Annotated in this window: 24 protein-coding genes; 9 read left to right on the top strand and 15 right to left on the bottom strand. The window is 74.8% G+C overall.

All coding sequences use genetic code 11. The annotated features are described in order from the left end of the window. Nucleotides 1-16 precede the first annotated feature (16 nt). The 5 genes from OC439_RS01275 to OC439_RS01255 form a co-directional block, all read right to left on the bottom strand. Nucleotides 17-697: a carboxypeptidase-like regulatory domain-containing protein gene (locus OC439_RS01275; protein ID WP_262011772.1), complete on the bottom strand. Its 681-nt coding sequence runs from the start codon at nt 695-697 to the stop codon at nt 17-19. After that, on the bottom strand, nt 694-1,302 hold the full coding sequence (locus OC439_RS01270; protein ID WP_262011771.1) for a glycine zipper family protein: 609 nt from the start codon (nt 1,300-1,302) through the stop codon (nt 694-696). The genes OC439_RS01275 and OC439_RS01270 overlap by 4 nt, the downstream gene beginning before the upstream one ends. A gap of 13 nt (nt 1,303-1,315) precedes the next feature. Beyond that, nucleotides 1,316-1,660 carry a hypothetical protein gene (locus OC439_RS01265; RefSeq protein WP_262011770.1) on the bottom strand — a complete coding sequence of 115 codons (345 nt, stop codon included), beginning with the start codon at nt 1,658-1,660 and terminating at the stop codon, nt 1,316-1,318. A gap of 139 nt (nt 1,661-1,799) precedes the next feature. After that, nucleotides 1,800-2,627, bottom strand: a complete 828-nt coding sequence (locus OC439_RS01260; RefSeq protein WP_262011769.1) for an LppM family (lipo)protein — start codon at nt 2,625-2,627, stop codon at nt 1,800-1,802. A gap of 145 nt (nt 2,628-2,772) precedes the next feature. Continuing rightward, nucleotides 2,773-3,237, bottom strand: a complete 465-nt coding sequence (locus OC439_RS01255; protein ID WP_262011768.1) for a nitroreductase family deazaflavin-dependent oxidoreductase — start codon at nt 3,235-3,237, stop codon at nt 2,773-2,775. Nucleotides 3,238-3,461: 224 nt separating this feature from the next. Between OC439_RS01255 and OC439_RS01250 the strand changes: the two genes are divergently transcribed. Beyond that, on the top strand, nt 3,462-3,806 hold the full coding sequence (locus OC439_RS01250; protein WP_315985901.1) for an FUSC family protein: 345 nt from the start codon (nt 3,462-3,464) through the stop codon (nt 3,804-3,806). Nucleotides 3,807-3,813: 7 nt separating this feature from the next. On the opposite strand, the gene OC439_RS01245 is transcribed toward OC439_RS01250, so the two are convergent. Beyond that, a complete protein-coding gene (locus OC439_RS01245) occupies nt 3,814-4,803 on the bottom strand; it encodes a LacI family DNA-binding transcriptional regulator (RefSeq protein WP_262011767.1) in 990 nt (329 codons plus the stop codon). 117 nt (nt 4,804-4,920) lie between these two features. On the opposite strand from OC439_RS01245, the gene OC439_RS01240 reads away from it, so the two are divergent. Together OC439_RS01240 and OC439_RS01235 are read left to right on the top strand one after the other, a co-directional pair. Further along, the gene (locus OC439_RS01240; protein ID WP_262011766.1) at nt 4,921-6,180 is read left to right on the top strand and encodes an MFS transporter; all 1,260 of its coding nucleotides are present in this window, start codon (nt 4,921-4,923) and stop codon (nt 6,178-6,180) included. An 88-nt stretch (nt 6,181-6,268) separates the two neighbouring features. Further along, entirely contained in the window at nt 6,269-6,601 is a 333-nt protein-coding gene (locus OC439_RS01235) for a hypothetical protein (RefSeq protein WP_120569611.1), read from the top strand. Nucleotides 6,602-6,610: 9 nt separating this feature from the next. On the opposite strand, the gene OC439_RS01230 is transcribed toward OC439_RS01235, so the two are convergent. Both OC439_RS01230 and OC439_RS01225 read right to left on the bottom strand, forming a co-directional pair. Further along, on the bottom strand, nt 6,611-6,973 hold the full coding sequence (locus OC439_RS01230) for a fluoride efflux transporter FluC (RefSeq protein WP_262011765.1): 363 nt from the start codon (nt 6,971-6,973) through the stop codon (nt 6,611-6,613). 22 nt (nt 6,974-6,995) lie between these two features. After that, on the bottom strand, nt 6,996-7,478 hold the full coding sequence (locus OC439_RS01225; RefSeq protein ID WP_262011998.1) for a FluC/FEX family fluoride channel: 483 nt from the start codon (nt 7,476-7,478) through the stop codon (nt 6,996-6,998). A gap of 217 nt (nt 7,479-7,695) precedes the next feature. Here OC439_RS01225 and paaK point away from each other — a divergent pair, with 217 nt between their 5' ends. Next, complete coding sequence (gene paaK / locus OC439_RS01220) at nt 7,696-9,003, top strand: phenylacetate--CoA ligase PaaK (RefSeq protein WP_315985900.1); 1,308 nt, start codon at nt 7,696-7,698, stop codon at nt 9,001-9,003. Nucleotide 9,004: 1 nt separating this feature from the next. Continuing rightward, a complete protein-coding gene (paaI, locus tag OC439_RS01215; RefSeq protein WP_262011763.1) occupies nt 9,005-9,412 on the top strand; it encodes a hydroxyphenylacetyl-CoA thioesterase PaaI in 408 nt (135 codons plus the stop codon). 80 nt (nt 9,413-9,492) lie between these two features. Here the strand turns inward: paaI and OC439_RS01210 are convergent, their stop codons facing one another. After that, complete coding sequence (locus OC439_RS01210) at nt 9,493-11,496, bottom strand: adenylate/guanylate cyclase domain-containing protein (protein ID WP_262011762.1); 2,004 nt, start codon at nt 11,494-11,496, stop codon at nt 9,493-9,495. A 268-nt stretch (nt 11,497-11,764) separates the two neighbouring features. Here OC439_RS01210 and OC439_RS01205 point away from each other — a divergent pair, with 268 nt between their 5' ends. From OC439_RS01205 to OC439_RS01190, 4 genes are all read left to right on the top strand, one after another. Further along, entirely contained in the window at nt 11,765-14,704 is a 2,940-nt protein-coding gene (locus OC439_RS01205) for a helix-turn-helix transcriptional regulator (RefSeq protein WP_262011761.1), read from the top strand. A 117-nt stretch (nt 14,705-14,821) separates the two neighbouring features. Further along, complete coding sequence (locus tag OC439_RS01200) at nt 14,822-15,592, top strand: DUF5995 family protein (RefSeq protein WP_135240450.1); 771 nt, start codon at nt 14,822-14,824, stop codon at nt 15,590-15,592. 96 nt (nt 15,593-15,688) lie between these two features. Beyond that, nucleotides 15,689-16,126, top strand: coding sequence for a hypothetical protein (locus OC439_RS01195; RefSeq protein ID WP_262011760.1), 438 nt, complete (start codon nt 15,689-15,691; stop codon nt 16,124-16,126). Between the two features lie 63 nt (nt 16,127-16,189). Then, a complete protein-coding gene (locus OC439_RS01190; RefSeq protein WP_262011759.1) occupies nt 16,190-18,286 on the top strand; it encodes an amino acid transporter in 2,097 nt (698 codons plus the stop codon). Between the two features lie 71 nt (nt 18,287-18,357). Here the strand turns inward: OC439_RS01190 and OC439_RS01185 are convergent, their stop codons facing one another. The 6 genes from OC439_RS01185 to OC439_RS01160 form a co-directional block, all read right to left on the bottom strand. Next, nucleotides 18,358-19,317 carry a TIGR03557 family F420-dependent LLM class oxidoreductase gene (locus tag OC439_RS01185; protein ID WP_262011758.1) on the bottom strand — a complete coding sequence of 320 codons (960 nt, stop codon included), beginning with the start codon at nt 19,315-19,317 and terminating at the stop codon, nt 18,358-18,360. A gap of 176 nt (nt 19,318-19,493) precedes the next feature. Next, complete coding sequence (locus OC439_RS01180; RefSeq protein ID WP_013286658.1) at nt 19,494-19,700, bottom strand: hypothetical protein; 207 nt, start codon at nt 19,698-19,700, stop codon at nt 19,494-19,496. Nucleotides 19,701-19,808: 108 nt separating this feature from the next. Beyond that, nucleotides 19,809-21,011 (bottom strand): low temperature requirement protein A, encoded by a 1,203-nt coding sequence (locus tag OC439_RS01175; protein ID WP_262011757.1) that lies wholly within the window; start codon nt 21,009-21,011, stop codon nt 19,809-19,811. A 314-nt stretch (nt 21,012-21,325) separates the two neighbouring features. Further along, entirely contained in the window at nt 21,326-22,231 is a 906-nt protein-coding gene (locus OC439_RS01170; RefSeq protein ID WP_262011756.1) for a helix-hairpin-helix domain-containing protein, read from the bottom strand. Nucleotides 22,232-22,482: 251 nt separating this feature from the next. After that, nucleotides 22,483-22,830, bottom strand: a complete 348-nt coding sequence (locus tag OC439_RS01165) for a TcmI family type II polyketide cyclase (RefSeq protein WP_262011755.1) — start codon at nt 22,828-22,830, stop codon at nt 22,483-22,485. Between the two features lie 62 nt (nt 22,831-22,892). Then, the gene (locus OC439_RS01160) at nt 22,893-23,735 is read right to left on the bottom strand and encodes a BTAD domain-containing putative transcriptional regulator (protein ID WP_262011754.1); all 843 of its coding nucleotides are present in this window, start codon (nt 23,733-23,735) and stop codon (nt 22,893-22,895) included. Between the last annotated feature and the right edge of the window lie 82 nt (nt 23,736-23,817).

The raw sequence follows: 23,817 nt of genomic DNA, 5'->3' as shown, positions 1-23,817 counted from the left end.
CGGTCCTCCTCGGACGTCAGTCGGGCGCGCGGACGACGATCAGGTGGTCGCCGTCCGGATCGAGTTCGGCGGTGTGGACGCGTCCCGCGCCGACCAGCCGGATCCGCACCGGGGCGTCCGGCGCGGCGGGGTCGTGCGGCACGCCGGCCAGCCGGAACCGGCCGGCGGCGTCGGTCTCGGTGGCCTGGGCGGTGCCCACCAGCTCCACCCGGACGGCGGCGAGCGGCTGGTCCTGCGGGCCGACCACCCGGCCGTCGAGCGTGCGCATGCCGAGCTGCCGCAGTCGCAGCGGCTGGCGTACCGGCGGTGCGACCGGGACCGGCCGCTCCACCCGGGCCGGCGCGTCCAGCAGCAGCGCGGGCCGGGGCGCCACGCCCAGCGCCCGCCACAGCGCCGGGTCGCCGGCGTCCAGGACCAGCTCCGGCCGGCCCGCCGTGGTGGCGGCGGCGAGCACCCGGTCCAGCGCGGGCAGCGCCGCCGGCCCGCCGCCGGAGACCAGCAGGCGGACCACGAACCGGTACGGCTCGCGCGTGGCGCCGCCGGTAGCGGTCTGCCGGGCCGGTCGCAGCTCCAGCGGCCAGACCGTGAGGCCGCCGCCGGGGTCGTCGCGCGGCGGACCGACCGGTACGGGTTCACCCGCGGCCCCGGCCAGCCAGCTCGCGACGTCCGCGACGGCCGCCTCGATCGCGCCGGTCATCGCGGTGGTGTCCCCTGGATGCGGTACGCGATGGCCTCGTTCCACACGTGCGGGTAGACGCCGATCTCGAAGTAGCGGGTGAACCGGTTGATCGGCGCGTTGGTGTGGTCGTGCCAGAGCAGCCACACCGGCGCCACGGTGAACAGGACGTAGTTGAGCGCCACCAGCGGCAGGTAGAACGGGCCGAGGAGCCGGGCCTGGAACACGTGCACGTCCTCGTGCCGCTGGATGCCCGGGCTGGACCCGGCGCAGACGGTGCCGATCGTGGTGGCGTACCGGGGGGAGACGCCCTCGATCACGTTGACCCGGCCGCTGCCGGCCGAGACGACCCGGTCGAGCTGGTGGCCGAAGACCAGGTGCAGCGCCAGGTAGAGCGCCCCGGCGAACGTGTTGAGCAGGCTCCAGGTGTGGTCGATCACGAAGAGGAAGATCCCCTTCGGGTCGGCGCCGTACGTGCCGGCCGAGGCGGACGCCCAGCCGAACGGCGCGCCGACGAGCAGGCCGACGACCGCGCCGACGAGCAGGCCGACGGTGCCGGCGGCGAGCTGTCCGAGCAGGGCGCCGAAGACGATCTGGACGGCGGCGCTGACGATGCCGAAGATCATGGGGTCACCTCTCTCAGACCCAGGAGCGGACGAAGCGGGGCTCGCGGCCCTGGGCGAGCTGGGTCGGCGACGCCTGCGTCGCCTGCCGGTTGCCAGGGGGGAGCTGGTTGACGCCGAGCGCGGCCGAGAAGATCACCAGACCGTTGAAGAACGCGATGATCCACTTCTCCGGGCCGGCGTCGTCGGCGAAGGCGGCGGTCAGGTAGGACAGCAGGAGCGCGACGCCCAGGGCGATCCACTTGCGCGCCTTGTCGCCGCTCGGTCCGATCAGCCCGCCGATGACGTTCGTGGCGAGCAGGGTGGCGGCGCTGGCGCCGGTGAGGCTCCCCAGGGCGGCCCAGGTGAAGAGATCGTTCACGGCGATCCCCCTCTTTTCGATGGTGCGGTGGTGCGGTCGGGGTGGAGTGGTGCGGCGGCGTCCGGGTTCGCTGAACCCCGGGTTCCGCCCGGTGTGCTGGTGGGCCGCCGGCGCGGACGCCGTCGGTGCTCGGTGGGTCTCAGACCGGCGGACCGGCGGGTGGTGCCGGTGCGGCCGAGCCCGTGGTGGCGGCAGGCGCGGGGCCGGCGGGCGCACCCGGGCCGGCGGTGGCCGTCGCGTCCGGGCCGCCGCGGGAGCCCCGGCGGCGCAGCAGGAGCACGACCACCACGGCGACGACAAGCAGGAGCACGACCGCGCCGGCGACGACCGGCAGCCAGGGGAAGGAGCCGTCCCCGGTCACCACTGCCGCCGGGCTGGTGGCGGGCGGCGGGGGCGCCTGGGCGACGGCACGCAACTCGGCCGGCTTGGGCTGGTTGGCGACCACCTTCCAGCTCACCGAGCGTCCGGTGATCGTGCCGTTCGTGTCGAGCACCCGGCCGGGGAACGTCACCGAGATCTCGAACTCCATCAAGGTCATGAACGCCTGTTGCTGGCGCGGATCCTGCTGTCCGAACTTGCCGCCGTATTTCTTCGGGTCCAGCGGGAGCGAGAAGCGAATGAGATCCTCGTCCCGGACAAGATTCACGCTTTCGCTCGTGAATTGCGCCAGCGGCGTTTTCCGGTACGTGATCTGAATGCCGTACGAGGTGGCGTCCTCGTACCGGGTCTCCGCTCCGGGCGGAAGTGAGGGAATGTTCGGCCGCAGTTCGGCGAACGCCACCGCCGGATCCGGGTTCCGCTGCTTGAGCACGGACTTCGGCGCGGTGAGCAGGAGCTGACCGGAGACCGTGTCGTCATCGTTCACGGTCAGCCCGAGGTTGAGCTGCATGCAGCCGCTCAATATCGCCACGAGGGCGAGACACACCGCGAGTCCGAATGCCCGGCTGCGGCGGAGTCTCGTATTCATGCGGCAAGTGTGAGCGCCCGCGGCGGGCGCGACAGTCAGCGATCAGCCGCCTTCGTGTCGCCGATCTTACCGGCCGTCTCTCCCATTCGGCCGACCCCGGGAAACCGTCGCGCTCGATATTCTGGAATGTTGTGTCCGGGTGTTCTCATCCGGTGCCCGCCACGACCCGGAACACCGGGATGCCGGCGGCGACGCGGGCGAACTCGGCGAGCGGAGCGTGCCGGTCCACCGGCACGTGCGCCCGGGCACCAGGGGCCAGCGCCAGGTGCCGCCGCAGGATCGCCGGCCGCTGTGCCACCGGCACCTCGACCAGCCGGACCGGCTCGCGGCGGCGACGCCGCAGCACCACCCGCCCGTCCGCGGCACGCACGTTCGCCACCCAGTTGGCACCCGCGCCCAGCATCGACACCACGTACCGCTCGCCGTCGAGGTCGGCGACCACTATCGGCACCGAGACGGTCCGGCCGGTCCGGCGGCCCGGCACCTCCATCGTCACCCAGTGCCGCGGGGCGAGGCCGGCGCCGTACTGCCAGGCCGACAGCGCGTTCATCATCCGGGCCAGCCGGTTCGGCCGGCCGCCCCGGTACATCCACGTCATGACCCCGCCCATCGGACCCCTCCTTCTCCCGTACCCATTGACGGACGTCCGCCCGGCGACGGCCAGGGCCGACCGGCCCGAACACGTCCACCGCAGCGTGAACCGCCGCGCGCCCGGCCACCGGCCGGTCCCGCCGGGCCGCAGGATGAGGTACGCAGACCGGAAGGGAAGATGACAGCGACCGCGAGCCGGGTCGCGTCGGCGCTCCGGCAGGCGGCCGGGCGGCTCCGGCACGGCTGGCGCCCGGCCGGCGCATCCGCCGTACCGCCGAGGTGGTGCTCGGCGTGGCCGTCGGCGTGCTCGTGGCCGAGCTGGTGGTGCAGGCGCTGGGCCCGCGCACCACCAGCACCGTCCTCGTGGTCGTCCTGCTCACCGTCACGCTGGCGGTGGCGGTCGGCGCCAGCTCGGTCAGCACCGTGCCGACCACGCTCTCCGCGCTCTACCTGGCCGTGGTGTCGCCACCGAACGAGACGCTCGTGCCGGTGCGGTTCGTCGACGCGCTCATCGGCGGTGTGGTCGCGCTCGTCACCAGCCAGGTCCTCAACGTCCGCCGGCCGCTCGTCCCGCTCGCCGGGCAGTGACCGGTGCTCAGGCGCTCTCCCGGGCGACAAGCGTCGACGGGAACGCGGTGCTCGGGGCGGCCGGCGCGCGCGTCAGCACGGCCGTGGCCGCGGCGGCCGCGATCCGGTCCACCGGGTGGGTCGCGGTGGTCAGCGGCGGGCTACTGATCGCCGCGTACGGCAGGTCGTCGAACCCGGCCACCGCCACGTCGTGCGGCACCCGCACGCCGCGCCCGCGCAGCGCCGCGATCACGCCGAAGGCGGTGGCGTCGCTGGCCGCGTAGACCGCGTCGGCGTCCGGCCACCGGCGCAGCGCCTCCAGCGCCGCCCGGCCGCCCCGCGCCGTGGTGAAGTCGCCGGTGACCAGCCGCTCCGGCGCCCCCGACTCCCGCATCAGCTCCCGGTACGTGGTGACCGACCGTTCGGCGCAGCTCAGCCAGCGCGGCCCGGTGACCATGACGATGCGGCGCCGGCCGGTGGCGTACAGGTGACGCAGCACCTCGCCCGCGCCACCGGCGTTGTCGACGTCGAACGAGGGCACCGTCGGCGAGCCCCGACCGATCGAGACGACCCGGCCGCGCAGCCTCGGCGGCACCGCGTCCAGCGCGGCCTGGGTCGTGTTGACCAGGATCACGCCGCATACGCCCCGGTCCGCGCCGAGCCGGGCCAGCCCCGACGGGTCGGCCAGCGGCAGCCACTCCAGCGCCACGCCGACGCCGTGCGGCGCGCACACCCGTGACGCCGCGCTCACCACCCGGTGCACGTACGGGTCGTCCAGCACCGTGCCGTCGCGGCCCACCACGGCCACCACCAGGCGTACCCCGGCCCCGCGCACCAGCGCCCGGGCCGCGAGGTCCGGCACGTAGTCGAGGCGCTCGGCGGCGGCCCGCACCCGGGCACGGGCGTCCGCCGAGGCGAACCCGTAGCCGCCGAGCACCCGGGAGGCGGTGGCCCGGGACACCCCGGCGTCGCGGGCGACGTCTTCGAGCGTGGCGGGACGTGCGGTCGGCGTACCCATGTCCGCATCATGCCTGCTCCGGCGCGGATGGGCGAAGCCTTAACGGCGCTTGTGGTGGAAGCGCTCTCAGGTGTGCGATTGTCGTCGGGATCAGACGGGGGAAGGGACCACCGCACCGTGAGCAGCACCATCGACGCACCGGCCGGGAAGCGGCCACCGGCGCCCCGGGCGGTGCTGACCGCCCGCAACGGCGTCGCCGTCGTCTTCGCCCTCAACGGGCTCGCGGTGGCGAGCTGGTTCTCCCGGGTCCCGGCGGCCCAGGAGGCGCTCGACTTCAGCCCGGGCCGGCTCGGCCTGCTGCTGTTCTGCGTGTCCGCGGGCTCGCTGCTGGCCATGCCCACCGCCGGCCTGGTCACCCAGCGGCTCGGGCCGACGCGCACGGTGGCCGTCTCGGTGGTGCTCGTCGCGCTCGGCCTGACCGGGGCCGGTCTCGCCGCCAGCCTGGCCGGATCGGCCGTCGGGGTCGGGCTCGGGCTCGCCGCGTTCGGCTTCGGCTCCGGCATGTGCGACGTGGCGATGAACGTCGAGGGCGCGGCGGTGGAGAAGCGCCTCGGGTACACCATCCTGCCCCGGTTCCACGCCGCCTGGAGCCTCGGCTCGGTGGCCGGGGCCGGGCTGGGCGCCGGGGCGGCGCATTTCGGCGTACCCGTCGGGGTGCATCTGCCGGTCCTGTCCGTGCTGGTCCTGGCCGGCACGCTGCTCGGAGCCCGGGCGTTCCTCGCCGCACCGGCCGAGGCGGCCGGCGACGGGGAGGCGGCGGCCCGGCGGCGGGCGCTGCTGGCCGCCTGGCGCGAGCCCCGCACCCTGCTGATCGGGCTGCTCGTGCTGGTCATGGCATTCACCGAGGGCAGCGCCAACGACTGGCTCGCGGTGGCGTTCGTGGAGGGGTACGAGGTCGACGAGGCCGTCGGCGCCGCCGTGTTCGGCGTGTTCGTGGTGGGCATGACGCTCGGCCGCACCGTCGGCACGATCGCCATCGACAGGTGGGGGCGGGTGCCGGTGCTGTACGGGACCATCGCGATGGCGTCCGCCGGCGCCGCGCTCGCCGTGCTGGCCGGCTCCGGCCCGCTCGCCGTGGCCGGCGTGGCGCTGTGGGGCATCGGCGCGTCGCTCGGCTTCCCGGTCGGGATGAGCGCCGCCGCCGACGACGAGGACAAGGCCCCGGCCCGGGTGAGCGTGGTGGCCGTGATCGGCTACACCGCCTTCCTCGCCGGCCCGCCGCTGCTCGGCTTCCTCGGTGACCACTTCGGGGTGCTGTCCGCGCTCGGCGTGGTGCCGCTGCTCCTGCTGCCCACGCTCGCGCTGGTGCCGGTGCTGCGGGAGCGCCGCGCCGCGCCGGACGCGCATGCCGGAACCCCGGCGGCGAAGATCGGCTGAGCCGCTCCAGCCGACTCCCACCGCGCTCCCAGCCGCCTGCCAGGCGGGCGTGCTGCACTGGAGCGAACGCCGAGGAGAGGAGGCGGGCATGGGCTGGTTCAGCCGCCGGGCCGCCGACCCGACGACGCCCACGAAGCTCGACCGCGAGGCGACCAAGGAGGACCTGGCGCAGCTGGAGGCGTTCGTCACCAGCCGGCGCGGGGTCGAGTTCTACCTGGAACCGGAGACCACCGCCACCGACACCACAGTCGTCGCCATCGCGCACGACGGCGAGTGGATCCGCCGCCGTACCGGCTCGCCCCGCGTCGCCGGCCGGATCGCCCAGAAGCACGCGGTGCCGCTGTACGAGGCGGCCCGCACCGGCTACCCGGAGCGGATGCGGGCATGGAACCGGGCTCACCCGGAACGCCGGGCCCGCTGACCGGCGCGGTCAGCCGGTCAGCGCGGTGACGCAGGCGTAGCCCAGGAACGCCGCGCCCAGGCCCGCGACGACACTGAGCGCCACATTCGCGTACGCGAGGCGGCGCTTCCCGGTGCGGGCCAGGCGCAGCGTCTCGTAGCTGAGCGTGGACCACGTGGTCAGCGCGCCGCAGAAGCCCGTGCCGACCAGCGCCGCCACACCCGGGTCGACGGGCGCCGCTAGCAGGCCGCCGAGCAGCAACGACCCGGCCACGTTGACGGTGAGCGTGCCCCACGGGAACGGCGAGCCGTGCCGGGCCTGCACCGCCCGGTCGGTCAGGTAGCGCAGCGGCGCGCCGATCGCGGCGCCGAGCGCGATCAGCAGAACGCTCACCGTCGCCTCCCGTCCCAGGCGGTCACCGTCGGCTCCCGTCCCGGGCGGGCAGCAGCCGGGTGGTCACCGTGTCCCCGGCGGCGACCGCCGCCAGCGCGCCGAGCACCGTCGCGGCCAGGTAGAGGCCCGCCGTACCGGCCGCGCCGTCGGTCAGCAGCCGCTGCGCGTCGACCGCGTACGCGGAGAACGTGGTGAACCCGCCGAGCACGCCGACCCCGAGGAACGGGCGGGTCAGCGGGTGGGCCGGGCGGGCGGCGAGCATCGCCATCAGCACGCCGATGAGCAGGCACCCGGCGACGTTGATGGCGAACGTGGCCCACGGGAACTCGCCGGGCCGGTGCGGCACCGCGGCCTGCGCGCCGGCCCGGGCCAGCGCACCGATCACGCCACCGGCGGCGATCACGCCGAGCACGGCCGCCGGGTGCGCGGACAGTTCCGACCGGTCGGCCGGTACGCGCAGGTCGACATCCGGATCGACCCGGGGATCCGACACGACACCTCCCACCAGCACCCGAGAGCATAACCCCGCCCGCCGCCCCGCCTCCCGCTCTCGGCGATCTTGCACTTTCGGCCCCGGCACAGCGGGCGAAGCGGACACCCGAGGGGCGGCAAGTGCAAGATCGCGGGGGAGGGGGGTGGGGGAGGGGGAGGGGGTGGCGGGCGTACGGTGGGCGCAGCGCCCGGCGCGCGGCGTCCGGGGCCCGTCGTGCCAGGAGGTCACCGTGGAGGAGCGCACGCCCCGTCCGGACGAGCTGGATCCCGTCGAGCGGATCGGCGTCGACGAGCTGCGCGCGCGGCAACTGGACCGGCTGCGGCACTCGCTGCGGCACGCGTACGACAACGTGCCCCACTACCGGCGCGTGTTCGACGCCCTCGGCGCGCACCCCGACGACCTGCGTGAACTGGCCGACCTGGCCCGCTTCCCGTTCACCACGAAGGCGGAGCTGCGAGAGAACTACCCGTTCGGCATGTTCGCGGTGCCCCGCGAGCGGGTCGCCCGGCTGCACGCCTCCTCCGGCACCACCGGCCGTCCCACAGTGGTCGGCTACACCCGCGCCGACCTGGACACCTGGGCGAAGCTCATGGCCCGCTCGATCCGCGCCGCCGGAGGCCGCCGCGGCGACCGGGTGCACGTCGCGTACGGCTACGGGCTGTTTACCGGCGGGCTCGGCGCGCACTACGGCGCCGAGGAGCTGGGCTGCACGGTCGTCCCGGTGTCCGGCGGCATGACCGAGCGCCAGGTCATGCTGATCCGCGACCTCGAACCGGAGGTCATCATGGTGACCCCGAGCTACATGCTCGCCATCGTGGACGAGATGGAACGCCAGGGCGTCGACCCGCGCGCCACCTCCCTGCGGGTGGGCGTCTTCGGCGCCGAGCCGTGGACCGAGGACATGCGCCGCGAGCTGGAGCAGCGCCTGGACATGCACGCGCTGGACATCTACGGCCTGTCCGAGGTGATGGGCCCGGGTGTGGCGGTCGAGTGCGTGGAGACCAAGGACGGCCTGCACCTGTGGGAGGACCACTTCTACCCGGAGATCATCGACCCGATGACCGGGGAGGTGCTGCCCGACGGGGAGCGGGGCGAGCTGGTGCTGACCTCGCTGACCAAGGAGGCCATGCCCGTGGTCCGCTACCGCACCCGGGACCTGACCCGGCTGCTGCCCGGCACCGCCCGCCCGATGCGGCGGATCGAGAAGATCACCGGACGGACCGACGACATGATGATCGTCCGGGGGGTGAACGTCTTCCCGACGCAGATCGAGGAACTGATCCTGCGTACCCCGGCCCTGTCGCCGCACTTCCAGTGCGTGCTCGACCGGCGGGGCCGGCTCGACACGCTCACCGTGCACGTGGAGCGGCGCGCGGGCGCCGCCGCCGACGAGGCCGACCGGGCCGGCGCCGCTCTCGTCGAACAGGTGAAGAACACGATCGGGGTGTCGGTGGCGGTACGGGTCATCGAGCCGGACGGGGTGGAACGCTCGATGGGCAAGATGCGCCGCATCGTCGACCAGCGGCGGGAGTCCTGAGATGAGCGGTGACGGCGGCCGTACCGCGGCGCACGACATGTTCGACGCCGACGTGGCGTCCAAGGGGCTGGGCATCGAGCTCGTCTCGGCCGGCGACGGCGCGGCGGTGGCCCGGATGCGGGTCACCCCGTCGATGCTCAACGGGCACGCGATCGGGCACGGCGGCTTCGTGTTCCTGCTCGCCGACACCGCGTTCGCGCTGGCGTGCAACAGCCACGGCCCGGCCACTGTGGCGGCCGGCGGCGAGATCAGCTTCCTGCGCCCGGTACGCGAGGGCGACCTGCTGGAGGCGTACGCCACCGAGCGGGTCCGGCAGGGCCGCAGCGGCATCTACGACGTGACGGTACGGCGCGGCGACGAGGTGGTGGCCGAGTTCCGGGGCCGCAGCCGCACCATCGCCCGCGACTGATCCGTCCGGCCCGCCCGACCGGCCTGCCCGCCGAGTGACGTCCGGGCCGGAGTGGCCCCGTGCCCGCTCCGACCCGGACGTCATGCCGCCAGCCCGAGCGCGTGCCCGCCGGGCTCGGTTCTTCGCCGGTTCCGGCCCACCCGCCAGGGCGGACCGATCCGCCGTTCCCGCCCCGCCGTGACCACTGGTGACGGGTCGGGCCAGGCTGCGACTACGGACGACGGGCTGCTCCGCTGCCCGGGCCACGCCGTGACACCCGGGACGATCCGTGTCGCGGCGGCCGCCGGTCCGGCCCGCACCGGCTGGCCCGCCCGTCCGGGCTCCGCCGGGAGCGCGCCGGCCCGGCCCGGCTGCCCGGGCACCGTGTCGCAGGCATCGGTCCGGTCCGGCGGGACGGGCGCCGGTCGGGCCCCTCCACCCGACCGGCGCGACCGCCCCGCCCCGAGCGGGCAGACCTCCCGCTCGCCGGCGCCCCGGGACGGGACGCCGGTCGCCGCTCCCGGCACACGGCCGGCAGCGGTGTCCTTCGCGGCACGCAGGCGGCGGGCGAAGTCCGCCCGTACCGCACGGGAAAGCCGCAGCGCGGCCACCCGCGCCACCAGCGCGTCGACCGCCCAGCGGCCCGCCGCGACCGGGTGGAGAAGCCGCGCCGCGGCCAGCGCCCGCAGCACCGGCTCGGCCCGGCCGGCGGGCCAGCCGAGCATCGCCTCCACCGCGGCGGCCCCGGCCGGACCGCCGGAAGCGGCAGCGGCCAGCAGCACGGCCCGGTGCGTACCGTCGAGCCGGTCCAGCCGGGCGTCCACCAGGCGGCGCGCGGCGGCGGGTACGCCGGACGGTTCCGCGCCCGCGTACGCCGCCGCGACCGCCGGGTTGCCGCCGACCAGCGTCACCAGCCGCGCGGCGAGCGCGGCCGGCCGCCCGGCCCGGTCGAGCAGGTGCCGCAGCAGCCGCCCGGTGTCCAGCGGGCCCAGCGGCTCCAGCGGGATCCGCCGCGCCGGCGCGGGCAGCGGGTCGGCCGAGCCGGATCCGCAGGTGGTGACCACCGCCAGCGGCAGTCCCCGCTCACCGGCCGCCACGTGGAGCTGGTGCAGGAACCGGCGCAGCGCCGGGGCGGCCCGGTCCAGGTCGTCCACCGCGACCACCACCGGCGCCTCGGCGGCCAAGCCGAGCAGCGCCTCGCGGCAGGCGACCACGGCGCGCTGCGCCACCGTGTCGTCGTCCGGCGCGGCCAGGAACGCCGCCAGCACGCCGCCCGGGCCGTCCACTCCCGTCGCGTCCGGCCGGGGCCGCACCAGGTCGGCCAGGGGCGCCAGCTCCCCGCACGGGTACGGCGGGCAGGCAGTCACCCGCCGGCGCACCGGCACGCCGTCCACGCTCGACACGGCGCGGGTCACCTCGTGCAGCAGCCGGCTGCGGCCACTGCCCGGCGGGCCGACCAGTGAGATCCAGCGGGGACGCCGCTCACGCAGCGCCCGGGTCACCTCGTCGGCCGCGCTCGCCAGCTCCCGGCGGCGGCCCACGAGCGGGACGCGGTGCCGGGCCGGCCGGCTCCCGGCCGGCCCGGTCACCCGCCACACGTCAAGCGGAAGCGTCTTGCCGGCGAGCGTCAGGGTGGCGAGTGGACGCTGCTCGACCAGCCCCGCCACCGCGTCCCGGGTGGCCGGGCAGACCACGACCCCGCCGGGCGGCGCGTGCTCCTGGAGGCGGGCCGCCGTGGTGATCACCGCGCCGCTGGCCGCGCCGTGGCCGCCGTCGCGGACCCCGGCCAGGTCCAGCAGCACCTCACCGGTCGCCACGCCGACCCGCACGCTCAGCCGGACGCCGGCCGGGCGCCGCCGCGCCAGCGCGGCCTGGATGTCCAGCCCGGCCCGCACCGCCCGGTACGCGTCGAGACCGTCCGAACCGGACGCGTCGAACAGTGCCATCACCGCGTCGCCGACGTACTTCTCCACCACGCCCCGCCAGCGGCGCAGCACGGAGGCGACGGTGCCGAAGTAGGCGCGCTGCAAGGCCCGCACGTCCTCCGGGTCGAGCTGCTCGACCAGCCGGGTCGAGCCCACGATGTCGACGAAGAGGACGGTCACGATCCGTCGTTCCTCGGGCACCGGCCGGCACGCCGCGATGACGGCTTCCCGACTCCCCACGGGCGTGGTGATCAACATCGCACCCACCCTTTCCCCGATAGCGGTGCCCGACGACCTCCGCAGACTTTCACCACCGGGTTCTCGGGGGATCTGTAGGACGACGTATGTCGGGCACCCGCAACCATTAGTCGTGTAGTCGACGCGAGAGGTACGAGTCCGGCCCGGAGGCCGTAGAACGGTGCGGGGACCTGTGACTAGGCTGCGTTCCATGGCCAGCGACGTGGACACGGCACCGCTCGTCGGCCGTACCGGGACCATGGCGACGCTGCGGTCGGCGCTCTACGACGACCTGCGGCCCGGGCAGACCGGCGCGGTGTTCCTCACCGGAGAGAGCGGAGTGGGCAAGACCCGCCTGCTGACCGAGGTCGGCGAGCAGCTGCGGCAGACCGGCGCGCTGGTGCTCACCGGCACCTGCCTCGACATCGGAGACGCCTCGCCGCTGCACCCGGTACGGCAGGCGCTGCGCCGGCTCGAGGCCGAGCAGTCCGAGGCGCGCACCACCTCGGCGATCCGCGGGGTGTTGCAGGTCTTCGACGAGGAGACCCCCGGCCCGGACGGCGCCGGTGCGCTGCTGGAACGCGTCGCGCAGGGCCTGCACGTGGTGGCCGGCGGACGGCCGCTGGTGCTCGTCCTCGACGATCTACAGTGGGTCGACCGCAGCACCCGCCAGCTCCTGCTCTACCTGCTGGCCGGCCTCGGCGACCTCCAGCTCTCCGTCCTGGCCGCGATCCGGGCCGAGTCGCTGCGCGGCGCGCATCCACTGCGCCGGGTGCTCACCGAGCTGCGCCGGCTGCGCTCGGTACGGGTGATCGACCTGCTGCCGCTGGACCGGTCCGCCACCGACGAGCTGGCCGCCGCCGTGGTCGGCGCGCCGCTTCCGCCGGACGCCGCCGACCAGCTCTGGCAGCGCAGCGGCGGCAACCCGTTCGTGGTGGAGGAACTGGCCCGCGACCGGCGCGACGGCCGCGACGGTCTCTCCGACACGCTGCGCGAGGTGTTCCTCGACCGGGTCGACGCGCTGCCGCAGCCGGCGCACGCGGTCGTGCACGCGGTGGCGGTCGGCGTCGAGCCGGTCGAGCACTGGCTGCTGGCCCAGGTGGTGCGGCTGCCCGAGGACGAGCTGCTCGACGCGGTCCGGGAGGCGGTCGCGCACCGGCTGCTGGTCGGCGCCGACGACGGCTACCGGCTGCGGCACCGGCTGGTCGCCGAGGTCCTGGCCCACGAACTGCTGCCCGCCGAGCGGGCCGCGCTGCACCGTCGCTACGCCGAGGCGCTCACCGCCGTACCGGCCGAGCTGCACCAGGCCCGGCTGGCCCACCACTGGCGGCACGCCGGGGAGCCGGGCCGGGCGCTGCCCGCCGCGATGGCCGCGGCCCGCGAGGCGGAACGGCTGCACGGGTACGCCGAGGCGCACCGCCACTGGTCGGCAGCGCTGACCCTGGCCACCGAGCCGGCCGCCGTCCTGCCCGACGGGGCACGGCCCGAGCCGGTCGAGGTGGACCGGGCCGAGCTGCTCAGCCACGCCGCCGAGGCCGCGCACCACAGCGGGGAGCACGCCCGCGCCCTGACGCTGCTGGAGGAGCTGGCCGACGACCCGTCCGGCCCGCCGGTCTGCGCGCTGCGCATCCGCCGGGCCCGCTACCTGGCCGCGGCCGGCCGGTCCGCCCCCGCCGAGCAGGAGTACCGGCAGGTGCTGGGCTCGCCCGACTGCACGCCGCGGGAGCGGTGCACGGCCGCCGCCCGGCTGGCCGAGCTGCTGCTGCACCTGGGCCGCTACGCCGAGGCCGGTGACCAGGCACGGGAGGCCCTCGCGCTCGCCGCCGACGTGCCCGGCACCACCTCCGAGGTGGTGATGGCCAGCGCCGCGCTCGGGTTCAGCGAGGCGTTCCTGGAGGATCCGGCCGCCGGGCTGGCGGTGATGCGCCGGGCGCTGGACACCGCCGAACGGTCCGGCCGGCCGGAGGACGTGGCCTGCGCGTACCTGCACCTGGCCGAGCTGCTCACCGGGCCGCTGAACATCCTCGAGGAGGGGGTGGTGGTGGCACGCCGGGGCGCCGACCGGGTCGCCGAGCTGGGGCTAGGCCGCACCTGGGAGACCCGGCTGCTGGCGGTGGCGACGAACGGGCTGTTCCGGGTGGGGCAGTGGGCCGAGGCGGAGAAGGTGGTCGCCGTCGCGCTGCGGCACCGCCCCTCCGGGGCCGACGCGGTCGAGCTGCTGCTGGCCCGGTGCCGGCTCTCCGTCGGGTACGGCGACGTCGAGGCGTCCGACCGTGACCTGGAGGCGGTGGCGACGGTGCTGGCCGGCGGCGGCGCCCGGCACGTGCTGCCGATGCTCATCCTGCGCGCCGGGCTGGCCATGTGGCAGGGCCGGCACGACCTGGCCCGGCAGGCGGTGCAGCGGGGCCTGACCGAGAGCCGCTCCGACGACGTGATCGTGCTGGCCACGCTGGCCTGGCACGGGCTGCGCGCGGAGGCCGAGGCGGCGGCCGGCCGCACGATCGAGGTGGACCCGAACGCGGTACGCCGGCTGCGCGAGGTGGTCGACCGGGTGACCGGCAAGAGCGCCAAGGCGGGCGCGCCGGTGCGGTACGTCGCCGACGGGTTCCTCGCGCTCTGCGACGCCGAGCTGAGCCGGCTCGACGACGGCCGCGGCGACCCGGCGCTGTGGGAGCGTTCCGCCGCCGAGTGGGACCGGCGCAACCACCCCTATCCGGCGGCGTACTCGCGGTTGCGGCAGGCCGAGGCGCTGCTGGCCCGCCGCAGCCGGGTGGCCACCGCCGGCAAGCTGCTGCACCGGGCGTACGCGATGGCCCAGTCGCTCGGCGCGGTGCCGCTGACCGCGGAGATCCGTACCATCGCCTCGCGGGCCCGGGTGCCCCTGGACGCCGCGCCGGATCCGGCACCGGTGCCCCGGCAGCGGGCGGCGGCGCCCGCCGGGCCGGCGGTGGACGAGCTGGCGACGCTCACCGCGCGGGAGCGGGAGGTGCTCGCCGCGGTCGCCGAGGGTCTGACCAACCGGGAGATCGGCCAGCGGCTGTTCATCAGCGAGCGGACCATCGGCGTCCACGTCTCGCACATCTTCGACAAGCTCCAGGTACGCACGCGGGTGCAGGCCAGCGCCATCTTCCTGCGCAACGGCGCGGAGTAGGCGTACGTCGCCAATACGTCGTTCGACGGATCCGCCGGGTGGACGACGCCTGGCAGGCTGTCCCGCGGAACAGGGGTGGTGGCGTCGTGGGGGCGCCGGGGGCGCGGTGGAGGAGAGATGACCGAACCGGTCTGGGGTCCTGTGCACCAGGACATCGTCGGGTTGCTCGCCGATCACCCCGCCGACGTGCCGGCGGTCGTGGACCATCTGACCAAGCTGCAGGACCTGCTGGTCCGGCTGCCGCCGCTGGAGGAGAGCTGCCCGCTCGCCGACTTCAACAAGCTCTACCTGGTCATCACCAGCACCGTGCTCGACGGCCTGTACGACGACCGGTTCTGCGACCCGGTGTTCCTGGCGCGGCTGGACGTGGAGTTCGCGGCCCGCTACTTCGAGGCGCTGCGGTTCTGGACCGACTCCAGCCCGAGCACCCCGAAGGCGTGGTCGTGCCTGTTCAAGCGGATGCGCGGGCCGGACGCCCGGCCGCTGCCGTCGGCCGCCGCGGGCGTCAACGCGCACATCAACTACGACCTGCCGTTCGCGCTGGTGACCACGTTCGACAGCCTGGAGTCCGAGCCGATCGACGGCAGTGACCAGCACCGCGACTACCTGGAGATCAACAAGATCTTCGCCGAGCGGATCCCGGACCTGCGCCGTGGCTACCTGGACAACTGGCAGCTCATGATCGACATGGTGAACGGCGAGATCGACGACTGGTACCAGGGCGAACTGGTGGAGTACACCCGGAACGTGGCCTGGCGCAACGCGCAGAAGATCTGGCGCTGCCGGCACGACCCGGACGCCCGCGAGTGTGAGCGGACGCGGCTGGACGACAACGCCGCGCTGCTCGGCCGGCTGCTGCTGTCGCCCCTCGGGGCGTTCCTGCAGTAGCCGGGACGGGGGGTTCCCGCGTCCCGCCGTCCGGGCGCGGGACGCGGGAACGCCGCCCGCGGGTGTCGGGCCCGCCGCACCGGGTACGTCGCCGCCGTGCCACCAGACGAACCGGCCGGCCCCGGGGCGTTCCCGCCGGGCCCGGTCCGCCGCTTCCCGTTCCGCTTCGACCCGGCGTTCCGGCTGCCGCTGGCGCTGCTCGGCGTCCGGCCCGCCACGGCCTGGCTCGACTGGGGCCCGGACGCGCTCGTCGTCCGGTTCGGGCCGTGGCTGCTGCGCACCACGCCGGGCAACGTGACCGGGGCCGAGCTGAGCGGGCCGTACCGCTGGTGGCGGGCGATCGGCCCGCACCTGTCGGCGGCCGACGGCGGGGTGACCTTCGGGGCCAGCGTGGCCGGCGGGCTCTGCCTGCGCTTCGCCGAGCCGGTGCCGGCGCTGGCCCCCGGCCCGTGGCTGCGGCACCCGGCGGTCACCGTCACCGTGGCCGACCCGGCGGCGGTGCGCGACGCGCTGACCCGCGGACCGGATCTTTGACCGGTTCGGCCGGGCCGCGCCCGGGACAACCCCTACCGTCGTCATAGGGACGAAGGGGAGCAGATGGGGCAGGCGGGGGAGCCGGAACAGCCCCGGCGTACGCGGGAGCGGCGCCGGGAGGCGCACGCGGCCGCGGCGGCCCGGGCCGGGCGGCACGGCGACCACGCCGAGCGGGCCGGTCGTACCGTGCCGGAGCTGCCGGAACGGGTGGCGGCCCCGACGCGGCCGGCGGCACCGGCGGGCCGGCTGCACCGGTGGTTGTTCGCGCACCGGGTCGAGCCGGTCGGCCCGGAGGTCCGCGAGCACCAGACCCGGTCCCACCCGTGGTGGCAGGTGATGTGCCTGACCGGCGTCGACTACTTCTCCACGCTGTCCTACCTGCCCGGCATCGCCGCCGTGGCGGCCGGCGCGCTCAGCCCGCTGGCCACGCTGCTGATCGTGGCGCTGACGCTGCTCGGGATGCTGCCGATGTACCGCCGGGTGGCCCGGGAGAGCCCGCACGGGCAGGGCTCGGTGGCCATGCTGGAGCGGCTGCTGCCGTTCTGGCGCGGCAAGATCTTCGTGCTGGTGCTGCTCGGCTTCGTCGCCACCTCGTGGATCATCACGATCACGCTGTCCGCCGCCGACGCCAGCGTGCACCTGCTGGAGAACCCGGTGCTGCCCGGGTCGTTCCCGCACGGCGGCACCGCGGCGGTGCTGGTCACGGTGGCGCTGCTGCTCGTGCTCGGCGGCGTGTTCCTGCTCGGGTTCAGCGAGGCCGTGCAGGTGGCCATCCCGCTGGTGGCGGTGTTCCTGGCGTTGAACGCGGTGGTGGTGGTCGCCGGGGTGGCCGAGGTCGTCGCCGATCCGGGCCTGCTCGGTGACTGGACCGGCCGGCTGACCGACGCCGGCGGACCCGGCGACGTCCTGGTCACCAGCGTGCTCGCGTTCCCGCTGCTGGTGCTCGGCCTGTCCGGGTTCGAGACCGGGGTGAGCATGATGCCGCTGGTGCGCGGCGAGGGCGAGGACGCGCAGCGGCGGCTGGACGCCCGGATCCGCAACACCCGCCGGCTGCTCACCGCCGCCGCGCTGATCATGTCGGTCTACCTGATCGCCACCACGTTCGTGACCACCGTGCTGATCCCGCCCGAGGCGTTCGAGCCCGGCGGGCCGGCGAACGGCCGGGCGCTGGCGTTCCTCGCCCACGAGCACCTCGGCGAGGCGTTCGGCACCGTCTACGACATCAGCAGCGTGCTCATCCTCTGGTTCGCCGGCGCCTCCGCGATGGCCGGGCTGATCAACATCGTGCCCCGCTACCTGCCGTCGTACGGCATGGCCCCGGAGTGGGGGCGGGCGGTACGTCCGGTGGTGCTGGTCTACACCGCGATCAGCATCGCCATCACGATCGCCTTCTCCGCCGACGTGAACGCTCAGGCCGGCGCGTACGCCACGGGCATCCTCGCGATGATGGTCTCCGGCGCGATAGCGGTGACCATCGCGGCGGTGCGCGCCCGCAGCCGCGCCGCCGCGGCCGGGTTCGCGTCGCTCACCGCCGTGCTGCTGTACGCGCTGGTGGAGAACGTGGTGGAGAAGCCGGACGGCATCACCATCTCCGGGTTCTTCATCGCCGGGATCGTCGCGGTGTCGCTGATCTCCCGGGTCACCCGGACCACCGAGCTGCGCGCCGAGCGGATCGAGTTCGACGAGGCGGCCCGCCGCTTCGTCGACGAGTCGGTGGCCCGGGACGGGCGGTTGCACCTGATCGCCAACAAGCGGCAGACCGGGTCGGTGAAGGAGTACCGGGTCAAGGAACGGGCGCAACGGTCGATGAACCCGGTGCCGGGCGCCGCCGACGTGCTGTTCCTGGAGATCGACGTGAGCGACCCGTCCCAGTTCAGCCAGGTGCTGCGGGTGCACGGGGTGGAGTCCGGCGGCTACCGGATCCTGCGCGCCAGCAGCCCGGCGGCACCGAACGCGATAGCCGCGATCCTGCTCGCGTTGCGGGACGCGACGGGGGTTCGCCCGCACTGCCACTTCGAGTGGTCCGAGGGGAACCCGATCGCGCACCTGCTGCGCTACCTCATCCTCGGCCGGGGCGACACCCCGCCGGTGGTGCGGGAGATCATCCGCAAGTCCGAGCCGGACCCGACCCGCCGTCCCGGCATCCACGTGGGCGGCTGAGGTGCGCGGGCGGAGGCGCGAGGGCCGGCTGAGACGCGCGGGCCGGCCGAGCGCGGGGGATCGGCGGAGCGCTAGCCGAGCGCGCGGACGCGGGCGAGCAGGTCGCGGGCGCAGAAGTCCAGGAAGCCGTCCGGGTCCGGCCCGGCGTTCTGCAGCACGATGTGGTCGAAGCCGGCCTCGACGTACGTCCGCGCCTTCTCCACGTGCGGCTCGGCGTCCGGGCCGACGGAGAACTGCTGCCGGATGTGGTGGTCCTCGACCCAGGCGGTGGCGGCGTCGAAGTTCACCGGGTTGGGCAACTCGCTCATCACCTTCCAGCCGGTGATCGCCCAGCGGCTGGTCTCCCGGGCCGCGCGGACCGCCGTCTCCTCGTCGGTGGCCCAGGCCATCGGCACCTCGGCGTAGCGCGGGCCCTGGCCGCCGGCGTTGCGGTAATGGTCGACGATCGACGACTTCGGCTCGGTGGCGAACAGGCCGGTGCCCAGCTCGGCCGCGAGACCTGCCGACTCCCGGCCGCTCGCCGCCACGGCGATCACCGGCGGCTGCTTTGGCAGGTCCCAGATGCGGGCGTCCTCCAGTTGCAGGTGCCGGCCGCCGTACGAGCGGTAGCCGCCCTGCCAGAGCAGCCGGATGATCTCCAGCGCCTCGCGCAGCCGCTCGTGCCGCCCCCGGACGCTGGGGAACCCCTGCCCGACGACGTGTTCGTTGAGCCGTTCCCCGGCGCCCACGCCGAGCGTGAACCGCCCGTCGGAGATCAGCGCCATGGTGGCGGCGGCCTGCGCGACGATCGCCGGGTGGTAGCGGACCGACGGGCAGGTGACGCCGGTGGCGAGGCCGAGGGTGGTGGTGCGGGCGGCGATCGCGCCGAGCGCGCTCCAGGTGAAGCAGGAGTGCCCCTGCACCTCCAGCCAGGGGTGGTAGTGGTCGCTCATCTCGACGAAGTCGAAGCCGGCCTCCTCGGCTCGGACCGCCTGCCGGATGAGTTCCTGGGGCCCGAACGCCTCCGAGGCGAGCTTGTAGCCGATGCGCATGCCCGGTTCTCCGTTCCGTCGTCGCGGAACCGCTGCCGTTCCCACCGGTCCCGGCGGCAAACCAGGCGAAGCCCAGCCTCCTAGGACGCCGTAGGGATGGTGACGGCCCGCGCCGCGGGCACGGAACGGCCCGCGCTCGCCGGGCGGGCGCGGGCCGGGAGTACGGGGGTGGTGGCCTACTTCGACGGCTCGGGAAGCTTGCAGTCCACCTTCGGGTTGGCGCCGATGTAGTTCAGCGGGCCGGCCACGATGGTGACCAGGATCGTGCCCGCCTCCGCACAGTTGGTTTCGTCGTTGCCGTAGTAGCCGCGCTGACCGGCGGCGATGGCGCCGATGATGAGCCAGATGACGACCAGGACGCCGACTATCGAGGTGCCGCGCATCAGTTGCCTCCACTGGGGTTGTGGTGGATTCGAGGTGGAGGCCTTGTACCCCGTGCGGGTGATCCGCCAAACGGCGCACCGGTGCCGGCACGGCCGATTCCGATTACCTCAGTGCGGTGGCATCGGCTCCTCGGGCGGCCGGCCTCGGCTGCGGCGGTAGTCGGCGGACGCCACCCCGGCCAGCACCAGCATCGCCCCGGCGGAGGCGTAGACCGGCGCGAGGAACAACCCGGCCGGGGCGATCGTGAGCAGCGCCAGTATCCCGCCGGGCCGGGACGCCGACACCCGGCTGAACACCTCGTACTCGAACGCGCCCCGGCCGATCAGGAACAGCGCCGGCCCGCCGAGAATCACCGCCAGCCAGGCCGGCGGCGTGTGGCCGGTCGGTTCCAGCAGGACCAGGTCGAAGCCCGCCGCGGTGGTCACCACGCCGGCCACCATCAGCAGATGGGTGTACGGCGCGGTGTTGAGGAACCGGCTCGGCTGGGCGGCCCGGGCGATGGCGTGCGGCAGCAGCTCACCGGACTTGTGCACGTAGATGCGCCAGAGCAGCAGCGTGGTGGCGAACGCGACGGTGAAGGCGGCCAGGTTCTCCAGTTCGGAGTGGTGCAGGCTGAACACGGTGCCGGCGACCAGCACGGCGTCGCCGAGCGCGATGATGAAGAACTGCTGGTACCGCTCGGACAGGTGCTCGGCGGTCACGTTGCGCTGGGACTCCGGCACCGCGCCCAGACCCGGCACCGGGTACGCCAGCCGGAACCCCAGGTAGTCGATGGCCAGGGCGCCGGCCCAGAACCACAACCGGGCGGTGCCGTACGCGGCCAGTGCGCCGACCAGCCACGGCACGGCCGACACGGCGAACCAGGCGAAGATGCGCAGGACCCGGCGGTTGCTCTGCGGGTGCCGCCGCACGGCGGGCATGAGGAACAGGCCGCGTCCGAGATGGATCGCCACGTACGTGCCGGCGAACACCAGTCCCCGGGCGCCGAACGCCTCCGGGATGGCGGTGGTCATCAGCAGCGCGCCGAACATCACCGCCACGATCAGCAGCTTGATCTCGGTGCGCCGCGGATCGTAGATGTCGGTGACCAGGGTGGTGATCGCCCACGTCCACCAGATCGCCATCAGCATGACCAGGGACTCGGCGGCCCGCTCCCAGCTCACCGACCCGACCAGGTTGCGCGAGATCAACGCGAGCGCCACCACGTAGACCAGGTCGAAGAAGAGTTCGAGCAGCGTCACCCGGCGCGGCGCCTCCGGATCGCGGACCGGCGGTCGCCGGCCGGCGGGCTCCGGCGCTGCGGTGGGCACGACATGCTCCTGCGGGTGGCGGTTCGTGCGGCCGGCCGGGCCGGCCCTTCACCGACCGTAGCCATGCCCGCCCGCACGCGGTCACTTTTCCGGCATACCGGCCCGGGGCGGCGGTGGTGATGTCACCACGTCGGGTGCTGGTGCTGGTGGAGCGGCCGCCGGTTCGGGGTCGTGGCGGGGTCGGCGGGGTGCTGATGTCACCACTTCGGGGCACTGGCGGGGCGGGCCGCGAGGTCGGGGAGGTGACGGGGTGGGGAAAGGCGCCGGGCCGGTGGCGACCATCGTCACCACCGGCCCGGAATGTGGAGGACTGTCTACTCGGCGCTCGCCGGCAGCACCCGCTCGGCGTCGGCGGCAGCACCCGCCAGCACCTTGGCCTGCTGCGGCCAGGTGGCGAGGCCCGGCGCGGAGCGCAGGCCGGCGGCCTTCACGGTCTGCCGCAGCGCGGCCTCGTCCAGCTCGGCGAGCTGCCGGTAGGTGCGGATCCCGGCATCCTGCAGGGCGGTGGCCAGCTTCGGCCCGATGCCCTGGATCCGCCGGAAGTCGTCCGGCGCGTCGGTGTCCGCCGCGGCGGGGACGTCGTTTTCGACCGAGGTACGCGGGGCGGGCACGGCGACCGGCTCGGTGGCCTCGACCGGCGCGGCCTCGGTGGCCGGCGTGTCGATGGTTGCGCCGACCGCGGGCTCCTTCTCCGCGACCGGCTCGGCGTCGACGGCGGTGGCCGAAGCCGTCACCGGCTCGGCGTCGACGGTGGTCGGAGCCGTCACCGGCTCGGCGTCGGCCACGGGCGTGGCAACCGGTTCGGTGGACACCGGCTCGGTCTCGGACGTCGCCGACACCGGCTCGGACACGACCGGCTCGGACACGACCGGCTCGGAGGTGACGGGCTCCGACACTGCGGGCTCGGACACGACCGGGTCGGAGGCGGCGGGAGAGGACGCGGCCGGCTCGTCGTCGGAGCGGGCGGCGGTGGCGACGGCCGGCTCGGCGGTCGCGGACTCGGCGGGGGGGGGCTCGGACACGGTGGCTGCGGCCGAGGGCTCGTCGACCACAGCGACCGGGCGCGGCTCGTCGACGGTGGCGGTCACCGCGGGGGCGGTCTCCACCGTGGGCGTCGCCGGGGCGCCGGACCGGCGACGGCCGACGACCACCCAGCCGACGCCGAATCCGATGAGCAGGGCCAGGATCACGAACAGCCACTGCCCGAAGCTCGACGGCATGGCCAACCTCCTTCTATGTACGTGTACGACGGTGGCGAAAGACTCGGGGCAGCTTCGCACACGCGCGCGGCGCACGACAGGCAGCCCGGGGCCGGGCCACGACGGTGGGACCGGCGGTGTCGGCCGGTGCCCGGAGGATGACCGAGCGTGTGCCGAAAGGCGGCGTCGAGCGGATCGGAGAACGGGGAGACGCCCCGGAACCCGGGTGCCGTGCGTGGTTCCGGGGCGTCCCGTCCGTCGCCCGTGGCCGGTCAGTGGATCCGGTCGGGCGCAGGGGTGTCGGCGGAGTCCCAGCTGTAGAAGCAGCCGGCCACGGCCTCGCGGGGCGAGTGCCAGGTCGGCAGGTACGGGGAGGTGTGCGCGGACAGCCGCTTGTTCACCTGTTCGTAGAGCGGGTTGTCGCGCAGTTCCGCGGTGAGATCGGGGGCGACGTCGACGGTCTCCATCAGATGGACGCACAGGTCGTGCAGGTAGTACAGCGACCGGTGCCGGACGCCGGTGAGGTGGGGGAGTTCGGTGGCGTCGGCCTCGGCGAAGATCTGCGCCACCCGCCCCTGTGCGCCCGGCACGATCCGGCTGACCACCAACAGTCGACTCATCGTGACCCCTCTCGCCGCCGCGGTGCTGGCCTCACGGTGCCGGTCGCGCTGTCACCTCGCCGTCACCGCGTACCCCGGGGCATTGATGGTGGTGGCGACGGTGAGGTGGGGGCGCGCGGCGCCGGTTTGGCGGTCCGGTCCGTGCGGCGCGGCGGCGGCTCCGGGCGGCTGGCCCGGCGGATCGGCGCGAGGGTGTCGTCGAGCAGCGCGGTCATCGCCGGGGACGGTTCCAGCCGTAGTTCGCGCAGCAGCAGATCGCGGTAGACGTAGAAGGAGTGGACCGCCTCGAACGCGTTGCCCTCGGCCAGGTGGATGCGGACCACCAGACGGTGCGGGGTCTCCCGCAGCGGTTCGGCGGCCATCGCCTCCAGCGCCGCCTCCAGCGCCTCGCCGTGCCGTCCGGCGGTGAGGTGGTTGCCGGCGAGTTCCTCCAGCATGTGCAGGCGCAGCTGACGCAGCCGTTCGCGTTCCAGCAGCACCCAGTCGTCGTACCAGCCGGGGAGCAGGTCGTGGCGGCCGGCGCCGGCGGCGCCGCGCGGGACGGTGCCCTCGCGGACCAGCGCCGCGGTCTCCACCAGGTCGTCCACGTCGAGGCGGACGGTCGGTCCGAGGCGGACGGTGTCGCCGTCGGTGCGCAGCGGGCAGCACGGATCCTGCCGCAGCCGCCACAGCGCGGTCCGCAGCGACGACAGCGCCCGCTCTTCAGGCGTCTCGGGCCACAGCAGCCCGGCGAGGTGGCTGCGGGTCGCGGCCGGGCGCAGGCCGATCAGGGCGATGACGCGCTGCAACCCCCGGGGTACGACCACGGGCGTGTCGTCGTGCAGCAGCTGGAAGCCGCCGAGCAGGTGCAGTGACACCCGTGGGGCGGGTTCGCCCGCCGTCGGCATTCTCGATCCACCCGCCACGGCGCACCCCCAGCACCGGAACCCTCGTCCCGACGTATCGCGTTGCCCGGACCGCCGCCCGCGACGCCGGTGTCGGAACGCC

This window comes from Micromonospora sp. Mcm103 (assembly GCF_024519755.1).
Classification (GTDB): Bacteria; Actinomycetota; Actinomycetes; order Mycobacteriales; family Micromonosporaceae; genus Micromonospora; species Micromonospora aurantiaca.
Note: the sequence above shows the minus strand (reverse complement) of the source record. Positions and strands in the feature narration are given on the sequence as shown.